The organism is Mycobacterium lacus (assembly GCF_010731535.1).
Classification (GTDB): Bacteria; Actinomycetota; Actinomycetes; order Mycobacteriales; family Mycobacteriaceae; genus Mycobacterium; species Mycobacterium lacus.
Genome location: NZ_AP022581.1, coordinates 4,216,564 through 4,240,173, shown reverse-complemented (window position 1 = coordinate 4,240,173; position 23,610 = coordinate 4,216,564). Strand labels below are relative to the sequence as shown.

Annotated in this window: 21 protein-coding genes and 1 pseudogene; 13 read left to right on the top strand and 9 right to left on the bottom strand. The window is 67.9% G+C overall.

The features are described from left to right. Positions 1-230: 230 nt before the first annotated feature. Both G6N24_RS19545 and G6N24_RS19540 read right to left on the bottom strand, forming a co-directional pair. Positions 231-674 carry a CD225/dispanin family protein gene (locus G6N24_RS19545; protein ID WP_085159877.1) on the bottom strand — a complete coding sequence of 148 codons (444 nt, stop codon included), beginning with the start codon at positions 672-674 and terminating at the stop codon, positions 231-233. A 64-nt stretch (positions 675-738) separates the two neighbouring features. Beyond that, complete coding sequence (locus tag G6N24_RS19540) at positions 739-1,905, bottom strand: acyl-CoA dehydrogenase family protein (RefSeq protein ID WP_085159879.1); 1,167 nt, start codon at positions 1,903-1,905, stop codon at positions 739-741. Positions 1,906-1,943: 38 nt separating this feature from the next. Between G6N24_RS19540 and G6N24_RS19535 the strand changes: the two genes are divergently transcribed. From G6N24_RS19535 to G6N24_RS19500, 8 genes are all read left to right on the top strand, one after another. Further along, positions 1,944-2,951 carry a MaoC family dehydratase gene (locus tag G6N24_RS19535; protein ID WP_085159881.1) on the top strand — a complete coding sequence of 336 codons (1,008 nt, stop codon included), beginning with the start codon at positions 1,944-1,946 and terminating at the stop codon, positions 2,949-2,951. Between the two features lie 24 nt (positions 2,952-2,975). Beyond that, entirely contained in the window at positions 2,976-4,133 is a 1,158-nt protein-coding gene (locus tag G6N24_RS19530; protein ID WP_085159883.1) for a CoA transferase, read from the top strand. Beyond that, on the top strand, positions 4,127-5,431 hold the full coding sequence (locus G6N24_RS19525; RefSeq protein ID WP_085159885.1) for an amidohydrolase family protein: 1,305 nt from the start codon (positions 4,127-4,129) through the stop codon (positions 5,429-5,431). Before G6N24_RS19530 ends, G6N24_RS19525 begins: the two co-directional genes overlap by 7 nt. Positions 5,432-5,723: 292 nt before the next feature. Next, positions 5,724-6,365, top strand: a complete 642-nt coding sequence (locus G6N24_RS19520; RefSeq protein ID WP_085159887.1) for a methyltransferase domain-containing protein — start codon at positions 5,724-5,726, stop codon at positions 6,363-6,365. Then, positions 6,362-7,666, top strand: coding sequence for a molybdopterin-dependent oxidoreductase (locus tag G6N24_RS19515; protein ID WP_085159889.1), 1,305 nt, complete (start codon positions 6,362-6,364; stop codon positions 7,664-7,666). Before G6N24_RS19520 ends, G6N24_RS19515 begins: the two co-directional genes overlap by 4 nt. A gap of 1 nt (position 7,667) precedes the next feature. Beyond that, entirely contained in the window at positions 7,668-8,192 is a 525-nt protein-coding gene (locus tag G6N24_RS19510; RefSeq protein ID WP_085159891.1) for a hypothetical protein, read from the top strand. Positions 8,193-8,242: 50 nt separating this feature from the next. Then, complete coding sequence (locus tag G6N24_RS19505; protein ID WP_085159893.1) at positions 8,243-9,445, top strand: alpha/beta hydrolase; 1,203 nt, start codon at positions 8,243-8,245, stop codon at positions 9,443-9,445. A gap of 42 nt (positions 9,446-9,487) precedes the next feature. Beyond that, a complete protein-coding gene (locus G6N24_RS19500) occupies positions 9,488-10,897 on the top strand; it encodes a WS/DGAT/MGAT family O-acyltransferase (RefSeq protein ID WP_085159992.1) in 1,410 nt (469 codons plus the stop codon). A 109-nt stretch (positions 10,898-11,006) separates the two neighbouring features. On the opposite strand, the gene G6N24_RS19495 is transcribed toward G6N24_RS19500, so the two are convergent. Continuing rightward, the gene (locus tag G6N24_RS19495) at positions 11,007-11,597 is read right to left on the bottom strand and encodes a TetR/AcrR family transcriptional regulator (RefSeq protein WP_085159994.1); all 591 of its coding nucleotides are present in this window, start codon (positions 11,595-11,597) and stop codon (positions 11,007-11,009) included. A 77-nt stretch (positions 11,598-11,674) separates the two neighbouring features. Here G6N24_RS19495 and G6N24_RS19490 point away from each other — a divergent pair, with 77 nt between their 5' ends. The 4 genes and pseudogenes from G6N24_RS19490 (at position 11,675) to G6N24_RS19475 (ending at position 14,337) form a co-directional block, all read left to right on the top strand. Then, positions 11,675-12,205: a methyltransferase family protein gene (locus tag G6N24_RS19490; RefSeq protein WP_085159895.1), complete on the top strand. Its 531-nt coding sequence runs from the start codon at positions 11,675-11,677 to the stop codon at positions 12,203-12,205. A 6-nt stretch (positions 12,206-12,211) separates the two neighbouring features. Continuing rightward, positions 12,212-12,405, top strand: a pseudogene (locus tag G6N24_RS24940) (short-chain dehydrogenase/reductase); the annotation flags it as partial. Positions 12,406-12,541: 136 nt separating this feature from the next. Beyond that, positions 12,542-14,044 carry a class I adenylate-forming enzyme family protein gene (locus G6N24_RS19480; protein ID WP_085159899.1) on the top strand — a complete coding sequence of 501 codons (1,503 nt, stop codon included), beginning with the start codon at positions 12,542-12,544 and terminating at the stop codon, positions 14,042-14,044. After that, on the top strand, positions 14,041-14,337 hold the full coding sequence (locus G6N24_RS19475) for a hypothetical protein (RefSeq protein WP_085159901.1): 297 nt from the start codon (positions 14,041-14,043) through the stop codon (positions 14,335-14,337). The genes G6N24_RS19480 and G6N24_RS19475 overlap by 4 nt, the downstream gene beginning before the upstream one ends. Positions 14,338-14,454: 117 nt before the next feature. Here the strand turns inward: G6N24_RS19475 and G6N24_RS19470 are convergent, their stop codons facing one another. The 5 genes from G6N24_RS19470 to G6N24_RS19450 form a co-directional block, all read right to left on the bottom strand. Next, positions 14,455-15,654 carry a PPE family protein gene (locus tag G6N24_RS19470; RefSeq protein WP_085159903.1) on the bottom strand — a complete coding sequence of 400 codons (1,200 nt, stop codon included), beginning with the start codon at positions 15,652-15,654 and terminating at the stop codon, positions 14,455-14,457. A 62-nt stretch (positions 15,655-15,716) separates the two neighbouring features. Beyond that, positions 15,717-16,922 (bottom strand): PPE family protein, encoded by a 1,206-nt coding sequence (locus G6N24_RS19465; protein ID WP_163745569.1) that lies wholly within the window; start codon positions 16,920-16,922, stop codon positions 15,717-15,719. A 26-nt stretch (positions 16,923-16,948) separates the two neighbouring features. Continuing rightward, positions 16,949-17,248 carry a PE family protein gene (locus G6N24_RS19460; protein ID WP_085159907.1) on the bottom strand — a complete coding sequence of 100 codons (300 nt, stop codon included), beginning with the start codon at positions 17,246-17,248 and terminating at the stop codon, positions 16,949-16,951. A gap of 905 nt (positions 17,249-18,153) precedes the next feature. Beyond that, the gene (locus tag G6N24_RS19455; RefSeq protein ID WP_085159909.1) at positions 18,154-19,620 is read right to left on the bottom strand and encodes an aldehyde dehydrogenase; all 1,467 of its coding nucleotides are present in this window, start codon (positions 19,618-19,620) and stop codon (positions 18,154-18,156) included. A gap of 44 nt (positions 19,621-19,664) precedes the next feature. After that, on the bottom strand, positions 19,665-20,432 hold the full coding sequence (locus G6N24_RS19450) for a class I SAM-dependent methyltransferase (protein ID WP_085159911.1): 768 nt from the start codon (positions 20,430-20,432) through the stop codon (positions 19,665-19,667). 382 nt (positions 20,433-20,814) lie between these two features. Here G6N24_RS19450 and G6N24_RS19445 point away from each other — a divergent pair, with 382 nt between their 5' ends. Continuing rightward, positions 20,815-21,969 (top strand): glycosyltransferase family 4 protein, encoded by a 1,155-nt coding sequence (locus G6N24_RS19445; RefSeq protein WP_085159913.1) that lies wholly within the window; start codon positions 20,815-20,817, stop codon positions 21,967-21,969. Here G6N24_RS19445 and G6N24_RS19440 read toward each other — a convergent pair. After that, positions 21,953-23,608 (bottom strand): hypothetical protein, encoded by a 1,656-nt coding sequence (locus G6N24_RS19440; protein WP_085159915.1) that lies wholly within the window; start codon positions 23,606-23,608, stop codon positions 21,953-21,955. The genes G6N24_RS19445 and G6N24_RS19440 overlap by 17 nt on opposite strands. Positions 23,609-23,610 lie beyond the last annotated feature (2 nt).

The window sequence follows — 23,610 nt, the reverse complement described above, 5'->3', positions numbered from 1 at the left end:
AGAGTCATCGGAAAACTGGATCTGCCTCGGGTGATCTGACGGTGCCCTTTGGCCACTCTCCACACTGTTCGCGCCAATCTTGAAATAGCCGGAAATCCCCTGCGTGCCTTACGTTGTCGCTGTTAGGCGGGCAAACAAACTGTCTACCGGCTCGCCCCAGGGATTCCTGGGGCATGTGACTACCGCGGCCCAGGACCACCACTGATAGCTCAGGCGAACACGCGCGATGCTCAGTAGCCCGAATACGTGGTGGTGACGGTGGACGGCATCTCGTGGACGGCCACCGCGATGATAACGATGTAAAGTACGGCAAATATCGCCGCGACGACGGCTCCCGTGATTGCGCCAATGATGGCCCACTTCTTGGCGTTGGCGGACGCGGCCTGCGCTTCGGCGTACCGTCCCTGACTCCACAGCCCGGAGACTCTGGTGGAGTACACGATCGACACGATTCCGAATGGGAGGCAGCACAGAACCGTGACCAGAATCGCCCAGACGAGGTAGTTGTCCGGCTCTGGCTGGCCCCCGTAGATCGGCTGCTGAGCTTGCCAACCCGGCTGCTGAGCCGGCCAACCCGGTTGCTGCCCTTGCCAACCCGGTTGCTGCCCTTGCCAACCCGGTGGCTGGCCCTGCCATTCTGGGGTACCTCCGGGCGGCGCTGGCGGATAACTCATGGCAATTGCCTTCCCTCGGGGGCGAAGTCAGGCAAATATAGCGCACCGGCTGCGTCCGCACCCGCTAGATCCCGCCGCGGGCGACCAACTGTTCGGCGATTATATTGCGCTGGATTTCGTTGGTTCCCTCGCCGACGATCATCAGGGGCGCGTCGCGGAAGTAGCGTTCGACGTCGTATTCCGTGGAGTAGCCGTAGCCGCCGTGAATGCGCACGGCGTTTAGGGCGATCTCCATCGCGACCTCGGAGGCGAACAGCTTGGCCATCCCGGCTTCCATGTCGCAGCGTTCGCCGCGGTCGTAGCGCTCGGCGGCATAGCGGGTGAGCTGGCGGGCGGCGGTGAGTTTGGTCGCCATGTCGGCCAGATAGTTGCCCACGGCCTGGTGCTTCCAGATCGGCTGGCCGAAGCTCTCCCGTTGCTGGGCATAAGCAAGCGCATCCTCCAGCGCCGCCGTCGCCACCCCCAGGGCGCGCGCGGCCACCTGGATGCGGCCCGTCTCAAGGCCCTTCATCATCTGCGAAAAGCCTTGGCCCGCATGACCGCCCAGGACCGCCGACACCGGAGCCAGGTAGTTGTCGAACGACAGCTCGCAGGACTCGACACCCTTGTAGCCCAACTTGGGCAGGTCCCGCGATACGGTCAGGCCCGGCCCGTGCTCGACGAGCAGGATCGAGATGCCCCGATGACGCGGCGTGGCATTCGGGTCGGTCTTGCACAGCAGCGCGATCAATCCGGAGCGGCGCGCGTTGCTGATCCAGGTCTTTGAACCGTTGATCAGCAAGCCCTCGGCGCCAAAAGGCACGGCGGTGGTCGACATGTTCTGTAGGTCGGAGCCGCCGCCCGGCTCGGTCAGCGCCATGGTGGCCCGCAGCTCACCCGTGGCCATCGGTGGCAGGTAGGCGCGCTTTTGCTCCTCGGTGCCGAACAACGTCAGCAATTTGGCGACGACGGTGTGCCCTCCCATCGCACCGGCCAGGCTCATCCAGCCGCGGGCCAGCTCCTGGGTGACCCACACGTAGCACGGCATCGACACCGGCGACCCGCCGTACTCCTCGGGGATGGCCAGGCCGTAGATGCCGATCCGCTTCATCTGCTCGATCCATGCCTCGGGGTAGGTGTCGGCGTGCTCCACCTCGCGGACGGTTGGTTTGACATCGCGGTCGACGAACGCCCGCACGGTGGCGACCAGCATGTCCTCGTCGTCGTTCAGTTCACGGCTCACCCGTGCCATATTGCCCCCGTTTCAACAGCCTGCCAGCATGTGGCGTTGTGACTTACGCGCGTGTACGCGAAGGCGGGCCCTACTTCGACGACCTCGCGATCGGCCAGGTGTTCGACTGGGCACCCGCGATGACCCTGTCGTCCGGGTTGGCCGCCGCCCACCAGGCGATCCTGGGCGACCGGCTGCGCCTTCCCTTGGACGCCGGCCTGACCGCGGCGGTGACCGGAGCCCCGGCCGCGCTGGCCCATCCGGGTCTGGTGTGCGATGTGGCGATCGGGCAGTCAACGCTGGTCACCCAGCGGGTCAAAGCCAACCTGTTCTACCGCGGCCTCACGTTCCACCGGTTCCCGGTCATCGGCGACACCCTATACACCCGCACCGAGGTGGTCGGGTTGCGAGCCAACTCGGCCAAGCCGGGCCGGGCGCCAACGGGAATGGCCGCGCTGCGGATGACCACGATCGACCGGGCCGACCGGCTGGTGCTCGACTTCTACCGGTGCGCCATGCTGCCCGCCAGCCCGGATTGGACTCCCGGTGATGAACTCGGTGACGACCTGTCGGCGATCGGCGCGGACGCGGCGCCGCCGGCCACCGATCCGACCGCGGAATGGAATGGCGAGGCCTTCCGGAATCGGGTGCCGGGGCCGCATTTTGACGCCGGAATTGCCGGCACGGTAATGCACAGCACCGGGGACCTGGTCAGCAGCGCGCCCGAACTAGCGCGACTGACCCTGAACATCGCTGCCACCCACCATGATTCGCGTGTCGCCGGAAAACGGCTGGTCTACGGAGGGCACACCATCGGCCTGGCGCTCGCGCAGACGAGCCGACTGTTGCCGAACCTGGCGACGGTCCTGGGCTGGGAATCCTGCGACCACACCGGGCCGGTGCGCGAGAACGACACCCTCTACAGCGAGTTGCACGTCGAGTCGGCGCAACCGACGCACCACGGGGGCGTGCTGGGCCTGCGGTCGCTGGTCTACGCCGTCAGCGACTCGGCGGACGAGCCCGACCGGCAGGTGCTGGACTGGCGGTTCAGCGCGCTGCAGTTCTGAGCCCCTGCACGGCCCGCGAGCACAATGGGTGGGGTGAGTTCCGCGGCGGCTAGGTGGGGCAGCTGCGGGCTGGCCTACCTGACCGGCCTGCCCGACGGGCCACCCGACTTCTCCCGTGCCAACGTGCTGGGCCGTGCCGAGCGGATCGCCCCCGATGCGGCGACGCTGCTGACCGGACGTGCCGGGTTGCTCGGCCTGACCCGCGGTGGCCGTGTCTCCGCCGGTGGCGCAACCCGGTTGCTTCCAGCACATGACGGCTGGTGCGCGATCACGCTGTCCCGCCCCGACGACGTTGCCGCGGTCCCCGCGCTGCTGCGCATCGATGAAACACCCAATGACCCCTGGCCGATGCTGCAGCGATGGGCCGCAACACGTTTGGTGGCCGGGATCACTGAGCGGGCCGAACTCCTCGACATCCCCGCCGCCGCCCTCGGCGAGGCCACGGCCGCACCCCCTCGGATACGCCGCATCTGGCGGCGGACACCCGCGCGCGGGCTATCCGGCCTGTTGGTGGCCGACCTGTCGGCGATGTGGGCCGGCCCGCTGTGCGGGCATCTGCTGGCCCGGGCCGGCGCAACCGTCGTCAAGGTCGAAAGCCCGCGCCGCCCCGACGGCACCCGCGCCGGCAACCACACCTTCTTCGACTGGATCAACGGCGAAAAGCTCTCTTATTGCCTGGATTTCGACCGCGACGCCGACGAGCTGCGGCAGCTGCTGGCGGTCGCCGACGTCGTGATCGAAGGGTCGCGGCCCGCCGCGCTGGCGCGCCGACGACTCGGCCCGGAGGATATCGCGCCGCGGGCGGGCCGCATCTGGGTGCGTATCACCGGGCACGGCGAGCGATCCAGACGACCCGCGTTTGGTGATGACGCCGCCGTAGCCGGAGGCCTGATCGGAGTGGGACCCGTGTTTTGCGGGGACGCCATCGCCGACCCGCTGGCCGGGCTGGAGGCCACGTCGGCGCTGGCCGAATCACTGGGCCGCGGGGGCGGCGAACTCCTTGACGTATCCATGGCCGCCGTCGCCGCGACCTACGCGGCGCTGCCGGCGGGGGCGTCGGTTTCGGCGCACCCGGCCCCACCACCGCCAGCGCCGCCGCCATCCAGACCGGCGGCCGCGCTGGGCGCCGACAACGACGCGGTGCGTCGCCTGGTCTGCGAAAGACGCCGTCGATCATGCTGATTCAGCGGGCCACGTTGCTAGACGGGACGGTCGCCGATATCCGCGTCGGCGCGCAGATCGATGAGGTCGGCCACGACCTCACCCCCAGGCACGGGGAGGGCGTGCTCGACGCCGGGGGCGGAACGGTGCTGCCCGGGCTGCATGACCACCACGTGCACCTGCGCTCGGCGGCCGGTGCATTGGATTCGTTCTTCGTCGGACCGCCCGGGGTCAGCACCAAAGCCCAACTGACACAGTTGCTGTCGAATGCCACGCCGGGTCCCGACGGGTGGATTCGCGCCGTCGGCTATCACGAGTCGGTCGCCGGGGAATTGGACCGGAGCGCCCTCGATGCCGTGGTGTCCGACATTCCGGTGCGCATCCAGCACCGCAGCGGTGCGCTGTGGATCCTCAACTCCGCCGCGCTGGGCCGGGTCGGCCTGGCCGAACATCCTGACGGGCGGCTGCGCAGCGACGACCGTGGCTGGTCGGACGCGCTCGCGCGCCGCGAAACCGACCTGGCGGAATTGTCCCGTCGGATCACCGCGACCGGCGTCACCGGCGTCACCGACGCGACCCCCGACCTCGACGCCGACGACATCGTCTCGCTGGTGGTGGCGCACCGTCGCGGTGAGTTTCGGCCACGGCTGCGTTTCCTGTCACCGGGTAAGAAAATCCTGCGCGACGATCGGCTCGACCTGGACACCCTGACGGACTGGATTGCCGACCAGCACCGCGCCGGACGGCCGGTTGCGGTGCACTGCGTCACCGCGGCCCAACTGGTGGTGACCATCGCGGCCCTGCGTGCCGCGGGTAGTCATCCGCTGGATCGCATCGAGCATGCTGCCGTAGTGCCCGACGACAACCTGACCGACCTCGCGGAGCTGCGGGTCACGGTGGTCACGCAGCCCAACTTCGTCGCCGAGCGCGGCGAGCAGTACGTCGCCGAGGTCCCACCCGCGGAGCACACGCAGCTATGGCGGGTCGCATCCCTGCTGGACGCGACGGTGCCGGTGGCGCTGTCCACCGACATGCCGTTCGGCCACGGTGACCCGTGGACGGCGATGCGCGCCGCGGTGTACCGCACCACACCCGGCGGCACCATCCTCAATGCGAACGAACGTGTCTCGGCGCTTACCGCTTTGACGATGTTTCTGGGCCGGCCCGATCAACCGGGCCGGGCGCGAACCGTCGAAGCCGGACAGCCGGGGGACCTCTGCGTGCTCACCGAGCCACCGGCGACGGCGCTGGCCGAGCTGGACGCCGGCATGGTGGCCGCCACGATCATCGGCGGCGAGCTCGTCTACTTCGCAATGTGACCCGGCGAGTCAGATTCCAGCGCCGCGCGCGACACGTCGCCCGGTACAGCTTCGACCTCGCACGGCGCCTCGGCCCTCTTCGGGTGGTTAGCACAGGCCAGGTCTTCGTTCGGCGTGAACCTCGTCGGTCGCCACGGGTCCAGTATCCGTCTCGGCATGCTCCGGCTCCGAATCACTCGGTGATCCGTTTCACCCCAGCCGCCGTGCCTGCTGGCGGGTGTGGTGTAGTCGACCGTCGATCCGGGTATTGGGGCACGGGCCGGTCTGGTTGGCACGATACGAAAGGCGTGACATGCTGGGGCAGCTGTACGACCGGGCGCTTGGCGGCGAGCGATGTTGGATCCGTCATGAGGACGGCGAAGTGCGCCCGTTGCCGGCCCATCGTTGGTCGAACGGGCGCTCTGTTGGTGACCCCTTCGATGAGGCCTTCGACGAGGTGGTCGCGCAGATGTGCAGCGGGCCGACGATCGAGTTGGGCTGCGGGCCGGGCCGGTTGGTCGCGCGGCTGGTGCGGCGGGGGGTTCCCGCGCTTGGCATCGATCGGTCGGTGACCGCGATCCGGTTGGCCGGCCGCGGCGGCGCGCCGGCCCTGCTGGGTGACGTGTTCGAGCCGTTGCCCGGGACGGGTTGTTGGCGCACAGTGTTGTTGGTGGACGGCAACGTGGGCCTGGGCGGGGATCCGCGACGGATTCTGGGTCGCGCCGCCGAGTTGTTGGGCCGCGGTGGGCGGTGCGTGGCGGAATTCGACCCCGAGGTCATCGGTATCCGGGCGCGCTGGGTGCGTCTGGAGTCGGCGCGCGAGGTCGGGCCCTGGTTCCGATGGGCGTCGGTCGAAGTGGACAGCGCCGCCATACTGGCCGCGCAAGTGGGCCTCACGCTGACCGGTGTCCGGCTGATCGGCAACCGGGTGCTCGCGAGCCTGGCGGCCCTATGAGCGAACCCGAGTACGGCTTTCCGGCGCGGTTGTGGCGCGCGCTGGAGCGGCATCGACCGCCCGGCGTCGAGCGGCTGTCCCGGTTTCGCAGCCCGCTGCGTGGCCCGTGGCTGACGTCGGTGTTCGGCCTGGTGCTGTTGGTGACGTTGCCGATCGTCATCATCACCGGGCTGCTGTCCTACATCGCCTATGCGCCGCAATACGGGCAGGCGATCCCGGCCGACGTGGGCTGGCTGCGGCTGCCCGCCTTCACCTGGCCGACCCGTCCCTCCTGGCTGTACCGGCTGACCGAGGGCCTGCACGTGGGGCTGGGCCTGCTGATCATTCCCGTGGTGCTGGCCAAGCTGTGGTCGGTGATCCCGCGGCTGTTCGTGTGGCCGCCGGCGCGCTCGATCGCCCAGCTGCTCGAGCGGCTGTCGGTCTTGATGCTGGTCGGCGGGATCCTGTTCCAGATCGCCACCGGTGTACTCAACATCCAGTACGACTACATCTTCGGGTTCAGCTTCTACACCGGCCACTACTTCGGCGCCTGGGTCTTCATCGCCGGTTTCCTGTTGCACATCGCCGTCAAGATGCCGCACATGATCAGCGGGCTGCGATCGCTGCCGCTGCGAGAGGTGTTGCGCGCGGGCGTCGCCGACACCCGCCCGCAGCCGCGCGACCCGGACGGGCTGGTGCCCGCCGATCCGGGCGAGCCGACGATGAGCCGGCGCGGCGCCCTGGGATTGGTCGGCGCCGGTGTGCTGCTGATCGGCGTGCTGACCGCCGGGCAAACCCTCGGCGGCTTCACCCGCAGGGCCGCCCTGCTGCTGCCACGCGGCCGGGTTCGCAGCCCGGGTGACTTCCCGATCAACAAGACCGCGGCCGCCGCCGGGATCACGCCGGAGAGCACCGGGCCCGGCTGGCGGTTGGTCCTGCGCGGCGGGCCCTCGCCGGTGGTGCTGGACCGCGCTACGCTGGCCGGCATGCCGCAACACACCGCGCGGCTGCCGATCGCCTGCGTCGAAGGGTGGTCGACCGTGCAGACGTGGAGCGGGGTGCGGCTGGCGGATCTGGCCCGGCTGGCCGGTATCCCGGAACCGGCCTCGGCGCGGGTCACATCACTGCAGCGCGGCGGCGCCTTCGGCGAGGCCACGTTGGCGGCCAACCAGGTCGCCGACCCCGATGCGCTACTCGCGCTGCGCGTCGACGGCGCCGACCTGTCGCCGGATCACGGGTACCCGGCCCGGGTCATCGTTCCCGCGCTGCCCGGTGTGCACAACACCAAATGGGTCGCCGCGATGGAATTCCGGGAGCACTGAGATGTCCCGTATCGCAACATCTTTCAGGAAGGTCTACGGGGCGCATCCGGTGCATCTGCTGACCATGGTGTCGGGCTTCGCGTTGCTCGCCTACATAGTGGTCACCGTCAAGCCGGCGGAGCTGTGGGACCGGGGCACCTGGTGGCAGTCGATTGCCGTCTGGTTCGTCGCCGCGGTCGTCGGCCACGATCTGGTGCTGTTCCCGCTGTACACGCTGGCCGACCGGGTCCTGGCCGGGCGGGTCGGTCGGCGGCAATCCCCGTCGGCCCGGCGGTGCCCTTCGGGCGGCCCAAAAGTCCCGGTACGCAACTACATTCGGATACCGGCGCTGGCGGCCGGGCTGACGCTGCTGGTGTTCCTGCCCGGCATCATCGAGCAGGGCGCGCCGACCTATCTGGCCGCGACGGGACAAACCCAGCAGCCGTTTCTGGGCAGGTGGCTGCTGCTGACCGCGGCCATGTTCGCGATCAGCGCCGTCGCCTATGGCGGTCGATGGCTGATTGCTCGTCGGCGAAACGGTGGATAACCGCGACCCAATCGCGCGTTCCCCCAACCGCGTGGGGGTAGGCTGCCCACATGGCGTCTACCGGTCGCACTGTGGCACCGTGCTTGCGATGGTTGCTGCGGGCTCGCCCCGCCGACTACATGCTGGCCCTAAGCGTCGCGGGAGCTTCGCTGCCGGTGGTGGGCAAGCACCTCGAGCCGCTGGGCGCCGTCACCGCCATGGGTGTCTGGGGTGCCCGGCAAGCGCCCGAACTCATGTCCGCCAGGGCGAGGGACTGGCTGACCCCGGGTAGCAACGAGGTTCGCCGCCGGGATCGCGCGAGCACGAACGAGGTTTCCGCGACGGCGTTGCGCGGCATCGTCTCGGCCGACGACCTGGACGTCGAATGGCCGGCGCCGGAGCGCACACCGCCGGTGTGGGGCGCGCTGCGACACCGCCGCCACCTTCATCGCGGTGGCGTCCAGTATGGGGGCAGCCCGGCCCAGCGGCTCGACGTATGGCGCCGCCATGACTTACCCAGCCAGCCCGCGCCGGTGCTGATCTTCGTTCCGGGCGGTGCGTGGATCCACGGCAGCCGCACCATCCAGGGATATGCGCTGCTGTCACACCTGGCCGCGCTGGGGTGGGTGTGCCTGTCGATCGACTACCGGGTCGCGCCGCACCATCGTTGGCCACGCCACATCCTTGACGTCAAGACCGCGATCGCGTGGGCCCGGGCCAACGTCGACAGGTTCGGCGGCGACCGCAATTTCGTTGCGGTGGCCGGTTGTTCGGCCGGCGGGCATCTGTCCGCGCTGGCCGGGCTGAGCGCCAACGACCCCAAATTCCAGGCCGAACTGCCGGAAGGCTCCGACACTTCGGTCGACGCCGTGGTCGGGATCTACGGCCGCTACGACTGGGAAGACCGCTCCACCCCCGAGCGCGTCCGATTCGTCGATTTTCTCGAGCGCGTGGTGGTACAGCGGCCGATCGACCGTCACCCAGAGGTGTTTCGCGACGCCTCGCCGATTGCCCGCGTGCATCCGAACGCGCCTCCGTTCCTGGTGATCCACGGCAGCCGCGACAGCGTGATCCCGGTCGGGCAGGCGCGGAGCTTTGTGGAGCGGTTACGCGCGGTTTCGCGTTCGCCGGTCGGCTACGTGGAACTGCCCGGGGCGGGCCACGGCTTCGACCTTCTTGACGGCGCTCGCACCGGCTCGACGGCGCACGCGATCGCGTTGTTCCTCAACCAGGTTCACCGCAGTCGAGCCCAGCTCGCCGAAGAGGTCATCTGAGCGCCGGCCGAATGTAGGGTCACCCATGAGTAGGGGGCTGTGGTGAAACGGCTCAGCGGCTGGGACGCGGTACTGCTGTACAGCGAGACGCCGAACGTGCACATGCACACCATCAAGGTTGCGGTCATCGAGCTGGACGAGGATAGCCGCGAATTGGGCGTCGACGCTTTTCGCGAGGTGATCGGCGGACGGCTGCACAAGCTCGAACCGTTGGGCTACCAACTGATCGACGTCCCGTTCAAGTTTCATCACCCGATGTGGCGCGAGCACTGCGAGGTCGATCTCGACTACCACATCCGGCCCTGGCGGCTGGCCGAGCCGGGCGGGCGTCGCGAACTGGACGAGGCGATCGGGCAAATCGCCGGCACCCCACTCGACCGCGCCCACCCGCTGTGGGAGATGTATTTCGTTGAGGGGCTTGCCAATCAGCGGATCGCGGTGGTAGCGAAGATTCACCACGCCCTCGCCGACGGGGTCGCCTCGGCGAACCTGATGGCACGCGGCATGGACCTGCTGCCGGGACCCGAGGGCGGCACGTATCAGTCCGATCCGTCCCCCACCAAGCGGGAGTTGATGAGTTCGGCGTTCGTGGACCACCTGCGCCACCTCGGGCGCATCCCCACGACGGTCCGCTACACCGCGCAGGGCATCGGCCGGGTGCGACGCAGCGCGCGCAAGCTCTCACCGCAACTCACCATGCCGTTCACTCCGCCGCCGACTTTCATCAATCACAAGATCACCCCCGAGCGCATGTTCGCCACCGCAACCCTGGCGTTGGCCGACGTGAAGGAGACGGGGAAGAAGCTCGGGGTGACTATCAACGACATGGTGCTGGCCATGTCTACCGGAGCGCTGCGCAGCTTGCTGCTGCGCTATGACGGCAAGGCCGAGCCGCTGCTGGCGTCGGTCCCGGTGAGTTACGACTTCTCACCGGAGCGGATTTCCGGGAATCGCTTCAGCGGGATGATGGTGGCCCTGCCGACCGACTGCGACGACCCGCTGGAAAGGGTGCGGGCCTCTCACGACAACGCGGCCTCCGCCAAGGAGAGCCATCAGCTGCTGGGACCGGAGCTGGTCAGCCGCTGGGCGGCCTACTGGCCACCGGCGGGTGCGGAAGCCCTGTTCCGGTGGTGGTCCGGCCGGGAGGGGCAGAACAAGGTCCTCAACCTGAACATCTCGAACGTCCCCGGTCCCCGTGAACGCGGCCGGGTGGGCGGCGCGCTGGTCACCGAGATCTATTCCGTGGGCCCGTTGACCGCGGGCAGCGGCCTGAACATCACGGTGTGGAGCTACGTCGACCAGCTCAACATCTCGGTGCTGACCGACGGCGCCACCGTCAAGGACCCGCATGAGGTGACCGAGGCTATGCTGGCCGACTTCATCGAAATACGCCGGGCCGCTGGGCTTTCCGAAGAACTGACGGTTGTCGAGACCGCGATGGCTCAGGCCTGATCTAGGGCCGTTACACATCGGCGGTGTGAGCGACGAAGCCGGTACCGCGAGCAGCCGCAAAAGCCCCCATTTCGGTCCGAAATGGGGGCTTTTGCGGCTGCTCGCCACACTACTCAGTCAGGTAGCGCTGCACGGTCGGTGCGAGCCAGGCGACCAAGTCGTCGACGCTGGTCGACGCGACCGGCTCGATCTTCAGCTGATACCGCGCGAACGCCAGCCCGGCCAAGTGGCTGGCCACCAGCTCGACCCGCAGCTCGGCGTCACCCACCCCGTAGTCGGCCGCGACCCGCTCGGCTATCGGACCGGCAAGGCTGTCGTGCAACACCTTTCGCGCCTGAGGGTGAATGGCCGCCGAACGCCACAGCGTCAGAAAGGGCTCGTAGCCGGCGTCGTCCTCCCAGCGCTCGAGGAAGCGGCGCACCAGCCTCGGGCCGATCTGCTCGGTCCCCTCGTCCATGAGCGTGGCCAGCTGGTGCAGCGGGTGCTCGGGACCGGTGAGCGCTGCCGCGGTGAATAGCCCTTCCTTGCTATCGAAGAAGTAATAGACCATCGCGACGTCGACCCCGGCGTCGGCGGCAATCGCGCGGACGGTGGCCCGCTCGTATCCGTCGCGCATGAAACGTTCCCGCGCCGCGTCGATGATGCGTTGCTTGTTCTGCTGACCGGTGCGCCACCGACCCGTACGCCGGGCTTCTGACATGGGCGACAGCATACTTCAACAAGCGTTGACCATTGCGCTCGTGCGGGCGTAGATTGTTCTTTAACGGAGGTTGAAGAATGATGACTTACACACGCGAACAACAACTGTGGTGGCGCCACTTGATCTCTGTCCTGGTCGCTCCCGTCACGGTGACGCTCGTCATCCCCGCGCTGATCGTGGCGGCGACCGGCGAGCGGGGGCCGGACCTGAACTCGCCGGCCGGCATCGGACTGGTGACGGTCGGCGGCCTGCTGATCGCGGGCGGCTTGGGCCTGCTGGTCTGGACGGTGGTGCTCTTCGACCGATGGGGCGAGGGCACGCTTGGCGTGGGTGAACTGCTCGGCGAGCCGGTGCATCTGGTCGTGCACGGCCCGTACCGGCACATGCGCAACCCGATGATCAGCGCGGTGTTGTGCATCCTGCTCGGGGAGGCCGCGGTCATGGCGTCGGGTTGGCTGCTGGGATGGGTCGCGATCTTCTTGGCGCTCCGGTTGACCGTCATCCGGTTCTGGGAAGAGCCCCATCTGGTGCGGCGCTATGGCAACGAATACGTCGAATACCGGCGCCACGTCCCACGCTGGTTCCCCCGAATCTCTGCCCGGCGGTAACACCTCGTGGACTGGTTCATCACCGGCGCGTCGACTTATTCGGGCGCGAGCTCGCCATCGCCGCGCTCGAGCGTGGCGACCGCGTCACCACTACCGCGCGCGGCACCCATTCGTTGGCCGATCAGTCCGCGCGGTTCGGGGACGGTCAGCTGCCGCTTCGGCTCGATGTCACCGACCGGGCGGGGGATTTCGAGGCGGTCGGGCGTTTCGGTTCTGAGAGGCCCGCGATGGGCGCCGGGATCTACCAGCAGCGGCTGCCGTGTCGCGACGAGCACAGGGCGGGTGAGTTACACTACAGCCTATATTTGTAAAGGGCGTGATCCGGAAGGATCCGGGATGAGCATTTCGTTGCTGCTCGAGATGGCGGCGTCGACCAACCCCAATCGCACGGCCGTCGTGTCCGGTGACCTGCGGTTGACGACGCAGCAGCTCAGCGATCTCGCCGACGGCGGGGCGGGAGTGATCGCGGGCTCGAATGCCCGCCATGTCGTGTATGTCGGCACCGGCGGCGCGATGCTGCCGCTGCTGATCTTCGCGTCAGCGCGGGCCGGGCTGGCCTTTACGCCGATCAATTACCGGCTGTCCGCCGATGGCATCGGAGCGCTGATCCAGCGGCTGCCGGAGCCCCTGGTGATCGCCGACGGGCGCTACCGCGAGTTGCTCTCAGCTACGTCCGAACGGCTGATGGTCGCCGCCGATTTCCTGACGGCCGCGCGCGGCACCGATCCGGTCACGAAGTCCGCCGATCCGGATTCCGTTGCTATCGTGCTGTTCACCTCGGGCACGACGTCGGCGCCCAAGGCCGTGGAGCTCTCGCACCACAACCTGATGAGCTACATCACCGGCACCGTCGAATTCAACTCGGCCGGCACAGGCGACGCCGCGCTGATCTGCGTGCCGCCCTACCACATCGCCGGGGTCGGCGCCGCGCTGTCGAACCTTTATGCCGGCCGCAGGATGGTCTACCTGCCGAACTTCGACGCGCGGGAATGGGTGCGGGTCGCCAACGCCGAGCGGGTGACCACCGCGACGGTGGTGCCCACCATGCTGGACCGCATCGTCTCCGTGCTGGAGACGGGCCGTCATGAGCTGCCGCACCTGCGCAACCTGGCCTATGGCGGCTCGAAGGTGGGCCTGCCGCTGGTGCGCCGGGCGCTGGACCTGCTGCCGGATGTCGGCTTTGTCAACGCCTACGGCCTGACCGAGACGAGCTCGACGATCGCGGTGCTGACCCCCGACGACCACCGCACCGCGCAGGCGGCAGCGGGTGGCGGCCAGGATGCGCTCGCCAGGCGGTTGGGATCGGTCGGACGGCCGCTGCCCGGCATCGAGGTGCAGATCCGCGACGACCGCGGCACCGTGCTGGGCCCGGGTGAGACCGGTGAGCTGTATGTGCGCGGCGAGCAGGTGTCCGGCCGATACATCGGGATCGGCTCGGTGCTCGACGAAAACGGTTGGTTCCCAACCAAAGACATCGCCACCCTCGACGAAGACGGTTACTTGTTCATCGGCGGACGCAGCGACGACACCATCATCCGCGGCGGTGAGAACATCGCACCGGCCGAGCTGGAGGACGTGCTGATCGAGCACCCGGATGTGCGCGACGTCGCCGTGGTCGGCGTCGACGATCCGCAGTGGGGTCAGGCGATCGTCGCCGTGGTGGTGCCGAAGCCTGGCGTCGAACCCGACCCCGAGGAACTGCGCGAGCATGTCCGCAACAGCTTGCGGGGCTCGCGCACCCCCGACCGGGTAGTGTTTCGCGACCAACTGCCGACCACGGCCACTGGCAAAGTTGTTCGTAGGAAGATCATCGAGAAGCTAGAAGGACTGCACGCATGATCAAGAACGGAACTCGCCTCGCCAGCCAGGTGTGTGACACCCAAGTCATCGTCGTCAGAAGCGCCGACAGCCTCGACGACCTCCGCTGCGGCGGCGCGCCGATGGTGGCGATCGGTGCGCAGCGTTCGGGTGACCTCGACCCGGCCTTCGCCGACGGCACGGTGATGGGCAAGCGCTATGTCGACGAAACCGGCGCCGAGGTGCTGGTGACCAAGCCGGGCGCGGGAAGCCTAAGCGTCGGCGCGACCGCGTTGCGGCTCAAGGAGGTCAAGCCGCTGCCCGCCAGCGACTGACTTAGCTGTGCCGAGCAGACGCAAAAGCCCCAAAACTCTGGGGGTTTTGGGCTCTTTTGCGTCTGCTCGGCACAGCTACTCGCCCGATCGATTCGCGCGCGACCGCTGTGCCAGTTGCTAGCCGGCGGCCGGTGGTTTCGTCATGAACGTCAGCCTGAACCCGTACGAGGGCAGCTTTCGGCCTCTGCCGCCGTTGATGAACTGCCCAAACGGTGGGGCCAGCGGAGTGCCGTTGGCGGCTTGTGCGGCGGCCGGAACCGCGGTGGTGGCGTTGGTCAACGTTGCTACGCCGGGTGCGGTTGAGGCGTTGATCGACGTGGTCCAGCTTGCTGGCGCAGACAACCCCCCGAGGGGAACCGCCTTACCCAGGCCCGCGGCCACGCCGCTGACGTTGCCCCCGACGGTGGGCCCGGCGCTGGCCGCGGCAGACGCTGCGGCCTGCGCCGCCTGCTCGGCCGCCTGCGCATCGGTGGCCAGAGTATTCGCAAGATTGCCGAGCTTGGCGAAGCCGGCGGTTTCGTCACCAACGAAGAGCGTGTTTTGAAGCGTGAATGCTACCGAGTTCATGTACGGCGAGATGTATTTGCTGTAGAGCGGGACGATCTCGTCGAACGGGGTATTGGCAACGATCCATCGGTCGATCGCGGCGCCGTTGATCGGTGACGACAGCGTCTTGAGCAGGTCGGACACCCGGGCGTCGACCTGCGATGCCACCTGCATGACGCTGCTGTAGACGTTGTTGACCTGGGACTTGAAGACCGCGATCGCCTGATCGGCCAGCCCCCCGGGGTCCACGACTTCGGCCGGCTCGGGCAACTCCGCTAACTGGGTCGCCGCCGCCGAGCTGTCGGCGTAGGCATACATCGCGCCCGCATCCTGAGCCCAGAATTCCATGTACAGGGCTTCCGTCGCCGCGATCGCCGGGGTGTTTTGGCCGAAGAAGTTGGTCGCCACCAACACCGCCAGCAGTGCGCGGTTGGCCGCGATCACCGGCGGAGGGACCGTAGCCGCGAACGCCGCCTCATAGGCGGCCGCGGCCGCGAACGCCTGGCTGGCGGCCTGCTCGGCCTCCTCGGCGCTGCTCTCCAGCCAGATAATGAAAGGACTGACCGCCGCAAGCGCCGATGCCGACGCCGGCCCCAGCCACGGACCGCTGGTCAGCTCGGACATCACCACCCGATGACCCGCCGCGGCGGCCTGCAAGTCGGCCGCCAGTCCACCCCATGCCGTCGCGGCGGCCAGCATCGGACCTGCCCCCGGACCGGCGTATATGCGCGCCGAGTTGACCTCGGGAGGCAACAACGCATAATCAAGCATCGCTTCTTGTCCCCTAATGCATGGTGGCCGCTCAGCCAGCAACCGCTGCGCTAATCCGGCCGTTAACCGGCGGCCGGCGGCTTCGCGATGACCGAGGGCTTGAACCCGTACGTGGGCTGGTTACGGCCGAAGCCGCCGCCATTGACGAATTGCCCGAGCGGCGGGGCCATCGGAAACCCGTTGGTGCCTTCGGCGGCGGCCGAAACCGCGCTGGCGACTCCCGGATTGGTGGTGGCGTGCCATGGGATCCAGCTGGCAGGCGCCGACAAGCCGCCAATCCCAACCGCCTTACCCAGGCCCGCCGCCACTCCACCCGCGCTTGACCCGAGGTTGCCCGCAGCCTGCCCGGTTGCGGTCGCGGCCGCTCCGGCCGCCGACGCGGCGCCTTCGGCCGCCTTAGCCGCCGCCGGGGCCGCAGGCTTGAAAAGAGTGTTGCAAAGGCTGGCGACGCCCGACCAGCCGCTGCTGTTCTGCCCGATCGTTTGCGTCGACTGAATCATGGCCGCGAGCGAATTGACGTACGGGGACCAGTACTTGCTGTAGAGCGGGACGATGTCGTCCAACGGGGTGTTGGCGATAAGCCACGCATCCATCGCCGCACCGTTGATTGGCGCAGACAGGGTCTTCAACACCTCGCTGACTCGCGGGTTGATCTCGCCCATCATGCCGCCCACGATGCTCCCCATGGCGGCATGTTGTGCCTTGAAGACCGCGACGGCCTGGTCGGCCAGCCCGCCGAGGTTCACCACTTCGGTCGGCTGCGGCAACTCCGCCAACTGGGTCGCCGCCGCGGCGTTGCCCGCATAGGTATACATCGCGCTCGAATCCTGAGCCCAGAATTCGGAGTACTCGGCCTCGGTTGTCCCGATTGCCGGGGTGTTTTGACCGAGCAGGTTGGTCGCGACCAACTCCGCCAGCAGCGCGCGGTTGGCCGCGATCAGCGGCGGGGGGACCGAAGCCAGGAACGCCGTCTCGTAGGCGGTTGCAGCCGCGTTCGCCTGACTCGCTGCCTGTGCGGCCTCCTCGGCACTGATGTCCAGCCAGTTGATGAACGGACCTACCGCAGAAAGCAGCTTGGCCGCCGCTGGCCCCGTCCACGGGCCGCTGGTCAGCGCGGTAATCACCGACCGATGACCCGCCACGGCGGCCTGCAAATCAGAAGCCAGCGCGCTCCATCCCGCCGCCGCGGTCACCAACGAACCGGCGCCGGGGCCAGCGTAAATCCGCGCCGAGTTGATTTCGGGCGGCAACAATCCGTAGTCCACCATCATTACCCCCTACTGCCTCGGGCCGCTTAATGCGCCGCGGCCGCGTTAGCCGTTTCGGTCTCTGCGTACGAACCCGCACTGGTCGCCAACGCCGCCGTCAACGCCGCCTGGATTTGAGCCGCTCGCGCATGCAATTCCTGGAACCGGGCACCGTGGGCAGCGAACTGCGCGGCCGTCAGGATCGACACCTCGTCGACGGCCGCGGGCACGACGCCAGTGGTGGGGCCAGCGGCCGCCGCGTTGCCAGCGTTCAAGGCCGCACCAATTGACGCCAGGTTGTCGGCCGCTGCCGCCAGGTGCTCTGGATATGTACGGACGAAAGACATGAGGTTCCTCCGGCGAGCTGTCGGTGTGGATCGGCTACTGTCTGTGTGTTGTCTGCAATCTGTCTGTGTATTGCCTATGTATTGCCGTGTGTCGAGTTGATAGTTGTCGGCTTACCGGTAGCTTCAAAGTTGTTGACATCTCCGAATGGGCGCTGATCACGATATTTCATTAAAATCATCGTGATTTTTATTCGTGCCTTTTCTTCATATGTCCTATGAAGCTTCTATGCGGTTCGCTAGGCGTTTCCGTGGGAGACGTTCGCACCGGTCGCGGGCTGTCCTGATCCGCCTCCGCGTTCGGTCACACCCGGCCGCGCGCCTTCATCCCCGCAACGCCGCCTGCGAGCCGCCGAAATCCCTTGGTGCCCTGTGTATCTCGCATTTCCTGGGCATGACGCATGCGTCGTCGATTCGTCATGCCGATCGCAGCGGAGAGGTCATCGGGCCGCTCATGTGGTCCAGCGATCCCTTATTAAGCTTGCGGCCGAGGCGCAACCGGGTGTTCGTGCGATACGACAACCACGCAGGTTCTCGTGATTGAGGCCGCGATTATACTCAAAATTTTGGTGATTGCCAACGAACTATGTTGCACACGAACATACGGTTGGCGTCTAACAGACTAATTCAAGATGAACATAACGGTGTTCTATATTTTCCGGGCTTCGCCGGGCTTTTTGAATTCAAACGTCGCAGGCCAGTTGCCCCTAGGCCGTTGGCAACACCGCAGGCCAATCGTGACGTCATCGCGTGCCATGGTCGCCGCTGTCGCCAGCACTAGCTTGGCTCGCCGCCCTGGTCACTAGCCCACGCCCGCCGCCGGGCTCTTGCGTAGACGCCAGGGCGAGGCGTCCGTCATGGAGCCGACCGGAGGCCACATTCCAGGGCCATTGGTCTGCTCGGCACAGCTACTCGACGGTATAGCCCATCGGCATCAGGACGCTCTTCTGCTGGGTGAAGTGCTCGACGCCTTCCGGCCCGTTCTCGCGGCCGATGCCGGAATTCTTGTAGCCGCCGAACGGGCAGCCGGGATCGAAGGCGTACCAGTTGATTCCGTACGTGCCGGTGCGGATCTTCTCCGAGATCTCGATGCCCTTCGGGATATCGGTGGTCCACACGCTGCCGGCCAGCCCGTACACCGAATCGTTGGCGATCGCGATCGCGTCCTCCTCGGTGTCATAGGGGATGATGCTCAGCACCGGCCCGAAGATCTCCTCCTGCGCGATCGTCATCTTGTTGTCGACGTCGGCGAAGACGGTGGGCTGCACGAAGAATCCGTTGTCCAGGCCCTCGGGACGGCCGCCTCCGCATACCAGCCGGGCGCCCTCTTCGAGGCCCTTGGCGATGTAGCCCTCGACGCGGGTCCGTTGCTTCTCCGAGATCAGCGGCCCGACCTGGACGGCCGGATCCGACGGCAGCCCCACCGGTAGCGCTTGCACGAATGTGCTTACTGCGCCCACGATTTCGTCATACCGGGAACGCGGCGCCAGGATCCGTGTCTGGTTCACGCAGCCCTGCCCGGCGTTCATCACGCCGGAGAACACCATCATCGGAATCGCCGCGGCCAGGTCGACGTCCTCGAGGATGATCGCCGCCGATTTGCCGCCGAGTTCCAGGGTGCACGGCTTGAGCAGTTCCGCGGCGCGCTTGCCGACCTCCTTGCCGACGGCCGAGCTGCCAGTGAAGGTGAACATGTCGATATCGGGGTTTGCCGTCAGCGCCCGTCCGGTCTCCACGTCGCCCGGCACCACCGACAGCACCCCCTCGGGCAGGCCGGCTTCGGCGAACACCTCCGCCAAAGCGTTCGCGCTCAACGGTGTCTCGGCGGCCGGCTTGAGCACCACCGTGCAGCCGGCCAGCAGCGCGGGACCCAGCTTGTTGACCGCCAGGAACAGCGGCACGTTCCATGCGATGATCGCGCCCACGACGCCGACCGGCTCGCGATGGACGATGGTCTGCCCGTAGGAGCCGTTGCGCGTCTCCTTCCACTTGACCTGATCCACAGCGGCGGTGGCGAAGAAGTTCAGCGCCCCCATCGAACCCATCCAGTGCATCGTCTCGATGATGGTCGGCGGCTGACCGGTCTCGGCGGCGAGCAGCGTGGTGAAGAGGTCCTTGCGCTCTTCCATCAACTTGACCGCGTTGGCGATGACAACCGCGCGCTCCCGTGGCGGCGTCGACGGCCACGGGCCGTGGTCGAATGCTTCACGGGCCGCGGCGACCGCGGCGTCGACATCGGCCGCCGCCGCCATCGGCACCTTGCCCACGTACTCGCCGGTGGCCGGACAGCGCACCTCGATGACTTCGGAGGTCGACGGTTCGGTCCACTTGCCTCCGATGAAAAGCCTGTCGTATTCCCTCGTTGCCTCGCTCATGGCGCCACCCTACCCAAGCCGAGGCAAAACGAGAACATGTTCCATTATTGCGGCTGGAGGACCAGCACCAGATTGCTCACTCCGAACTCGCGCAGCACCGGCACCGAGGTCAGCCACCACGCCCATCGCGGGTGGTAGCGGGGAAATGCCGCTATTGCGGCTCCGGTGCTCGCGGCCCAGTCCAGGCCCTCGGCGGCGGACACCGCAAACAACGACGACCCGTAGTTGTTCTTTGCCGGATGACCGTGTTTGCGGGCATACCGGGAGGCGGCGCGGGCACCGCCCAGGTAGTGGGTCATGCCCATCTCGTGGCCACCAAACGGGCCCAGCCAGACGGTGTAGGACAGCACGGCCAGGCCGCCCGGCTTGGTCACCCGCAGCATCTCGCCGCCGAGCTGCCAGGGGCGCGGCACGTGCTCGGCGACATTCGACGACAAGCAGATGTCCACGGAGTCGTCGGCGAAGGGCAGCGCCATGCCCGACGCTCGGACGAACGCAGCCGGCTCATATGCGAAACTAGTTGCGGCCGAGTGCATTTCATTCGGGTCCGGCTCGACACCGATGTAGCGGACACCGAGATCATCAAATGCCGACGCAAAATATCCGGGTCCGCCGCCGACGTCGAGCAGGGTGCGGCCGGCCGGGCGTTCGCCGTGGCCGGCCAGCCACAGGTCGCCGATCATCGCCGCCGTGTCGGTCGCCAGCGTGCGGTAGAACCGTGCCGGGTCCGGGTTCTCGTATCGGAACTCCGACAACAGCCGCAGCGAGCGTCGCAGTGTCGCGCGCCGGGCGAAGATGTCGGTCACGCCCACGTGCCCACACTACGGTTGGGCAGTCGCATTGGTCACACCTGCCCCACAAGTCCCCGCTTCGGGCGGTACCCGATTTGCCCGCCTTACCCCGACAAGGTGCTCACACAAGCAGTTGTCGCTGTGAGCGTTGATGGGGCTGCGCCCCGTTGTGGGGAGATGAAAAATCGCATGGCGGTGCGGTTGGGAACACCGGTGCTGCCTAACACAAGCGGGCAGCCCACTCACCAGCTCCTGGTCACCCTAATTTTCGAGTGAGTGAGTAAGGCGGGCACAAGGGACACCCTTCCCGCCAGGGACCAGTGTGGCGGATGTGACGAGTCGACGTACGGAGGTCCGCCGGCCCGGCTCGCCCGCACCCATTGCCAGGCTAGGCTGACCATCGATGTCTGCCGTGCGCTCCGTCCTGCTGCTGTGTTGGCGCGACACCGGGCACCCGCAGGGCGGCGGCAGCGAGGCCTACTTGCAGCGCATCGGAGCACGGCTGGCCGCCTCGGGCATAGAAGTCACACTGCGCACCGCCCGGTATCCGGCTGCGCCACGACGTGAAGTGGTCGACGGGGTGCGGATCAACCGCGCCGGAGGCAGGTACTCGGTCTACGTGTGGGCGTTGCTGGCTATGGCCGCGGCGCGGATGGGTCTCGGGCCGCTACGGCGGGCACGGCCCGACGTGGTGGTCGACACCCAAAACGGGCTGCCGTTTCTGGCCCGGCTGCTATATGGCCGGCGGGTGGTGGTGCTGGTGCACCATTGCCACCGTGAGCAGTGGCCGGTGGCCGGGCCGCTGCTCGGCCGGCTCGGTTGGTTTGTCGAGTCGAGGTTGTCGCCATGGGTGAACAGGCGCAATCAGTATGTGACGGTGTCGCTGCCGTCGGCTCGCGATCTGGTCGCCCTGGGTGTGGACACCGGGCGGATCGCGGTCGTGCGCAACGGTCTCGACGAGGCGCCGGCGCAATCGTTGTCCGGCCCCCCGGCGGCCGCGCCCCGGGTCGTTGTGCTGTCGCGGCTGGTGCCGCACAAGCAGATCGAAGACGCGCTGGAAGCAGTCGCGCTGCTGCGACCACAGATCCCCGGTCTGCACCTCGACGTCGTCGGCGGCGGATGGTGGCGACAACGACTCGTCGACCAGGTACAGCGGCTGGGCATTTCCGACGCGGTGACCTTTCACGGTCATGTCGACGATGTGACCAAACACCATGTGCTGCAAAGCTCTTGGGTGCATGTGCTACCTTCGCGCAAGGAAGGCTGGGGTCTCGCGGTCGTCGAGGCGGCCCAGCACCGGGTGCCCACCATCGGCTATCGATCCTCCGGCGGTCTGTGCGATTCGATCATCGACGGGGTGACCGGAATGTTGGTGGACAACCGCGCTGAGCTGGTCGACCGGCTCGAACGACTGCTGTCCGACCCGGTGCTGCGCGATCAACTCGGCGCCAAGGCGCAGGTGCGCAGCGCCGAATTTTCCTGGCGACAAAGCGCCGATGCCATGCGCACCGTGCTGGAAGCGGTGCGGGCCGGCGACTTCGTCAGCGGCGTGCTCTAAACCATCCCGTCAGCACCGCCCCGGCTGCGCCGACGACCAGCATCGCTAACCACGCCGAGTGCGCCATCATCGTCACCCGGACGTGGGCAGCGGGTGCACCGGCGGTGTTGCCACCGATCCGATAGAGAGCGAGCTCGTTGTCCTGGTAGGTCGGCAGCAGACGGTCCAGTGTGCGCGCGGCCGCGCCCATGTCACCGGCGGTGTTCGTTTCGACCACCAGCCACCCGATGCCGGCCGGGGCCAGGGCGGCGGGGTCGGGCCCGGTCAGCAGCAATTCCTGCACCGCACGGGCGCGAGCGCCCTCTCCCGGCACGGTCACCCCCGAAATGACCAGATCACCGGTGTACAGCACGTCGGCGCGAACCCAGCGGGGCAGCGGATCGAGCACCGGCGCCGGGCCCGACCACGAGAAGCGCCGCATGGTGCCGACGGGCAACACCGCGACCGTGCCTGGATTGGCGTTGATCGCCGACGCCACCGCCGCCCACCCGGACGGGTAGTGCACGGGCGCCACCTTGCCCCACCCACCCCAGGCCAGATCGGGCAGCCCGAGAACCAGTGCCAGGCTGCACACCAGCGCCACCACCGCCGAAGGCAGCCAACGGCGCAGCGTCACCACCGCGCCGGCACCGGCCAGCGCGTATCCGGGCACCGCCAGCGCCACCCACTTCTGCCCGTCGCGCAGCACGCCGAAGCCGGGCGCGGCGTCGACGATGGCGCGCAGCAGGTGCAGGCCCGGACCCGTCGCCAATGCGGCCGGCACCGCCACCGACACCGCCGCCAGCGCCAGCAGCGGCACCACCGCCGGACGACGCACCACCGCCGGCAGCCCGGCGGCCACCATACCCAGCAACACCACGGCCGAGACCACCGCGAAAAGCGTTGTCCGCGAAGCGGGTACGGCCTCGCCATTCCAGATTCCGCCGAGGCTGGCCAGGCTGGCCAGCGTGCCCAGACCGGGTTCGGCGCGAGGGGCGAACGCATCGACTCCGAGTGCGGCCGCGTGGACACCCAGCGGGGAGCCCAGCGCCGATGCCGTCACCCAGGGCAGCGCGGCCACCAGCGAAAACCCCAATGCCACTGCGGCACGGCGCCAACGGGGCCGACCGGGCGCGGCCACGCAGACCACGGCCACCGTCGTCGCGAGCAGCAACCCGGTAGGCGTAAGGCCGGCCAACGCGATCCAGAAAGCCAGCGAAAAAAACCGCGGCGCCAGCATCGCCGTCGCAACCCAAGGCAGGCAGCCGTAACCAACCAGCAGGCTCCAATGGCCCTGCAGAAGTCGTTCGGCGACATAGGGATTCCAGATGGCCAGCGTGGTCGCAATGAACTGCCCACCGGCACCGGAGGCGGGCAGCGCCGTGGCCACCAGCTGCGCCGCGCCCCAGCCCGCGAGCCATAGCCCCAGGACCAGCAGCGCCTTCACCACGACTCCGCCGTCGAGCAGGTGCGACGCCAGGGCCACCGCGAAGTCCTGCGGCGTCGCCCGCGGCGCGGACGCCAACCCCAGGGCGCTGTCAGACAGATACGACCGTGGCGTGGAAACCGCGTCGCGCAGCAGCAGGTACCCGGGCCTCAGCAGTGGGGCGACCACCAGCAGCGCCAGCACCAGCGCGTACCCCGGTCGCGACCAGCGCACGT